General features: G+C 49.5%; 1 protein-coding gene. It reads right to left on the bottom strand.

The genetic code is table 11. From position 1 onward, the window contains the following. Positions 1–46 precede the first annotated feature (46 nt). The coding region (locus tag GRC12_RS45090; RefSeq protein WP_206759406.1) for a beta-eliminating lyase-related protein at positions 47–422 on the bottom strand (376 nt) is incomplete at its 5' end.

Raw genomic sequence — 422 nt, forward strand, 5'->3', positions numbered from 1 at the left:
GGGTAAGAGAGTGGCTAACATCCTTATAGCCACTCTGTAGTATTAATTAAACTTCTTTAAGTTTTGCGGTGAAGTGACGCAATACTTTCGGTTCGTACGTAAAGGTTAATCCTTTAATATTCGCCGCGTTCTCTTTCACATGTTTAAAGGCTTCAATAATGAAGTCCATATGTGTTTGAGTATATGTTGCGCGCGGAATGGTTAAACGCAGCAGTTCAGCCGGGCATGGCAGTTGTTTACCGGTTTTCGGATCGCGGCCTAACAGGAAAGAGCCAATTTCTACCGCACGGATACCGGCGACTTTATACAGCTCGCAGGCCAGCGCCTGTGCCGGGAACTGGTCTGCCGGGATATGCGGCAACAGTTTACCGGCATCAACGAATGCCGCGTGACCGCCCGCCTGCTGGCAGACAACGCCAATC

It is taken from the genome of Streptomyces griseorubiginosus (assembly GCF_017614965.1).
Classification (GTDB): Bacteria; Actinomycetota; Actinomycetes; order Streptomycetales; family Streptomycetaceae; genus Streptomyces; species Streptomyces griseorubiginosus_B.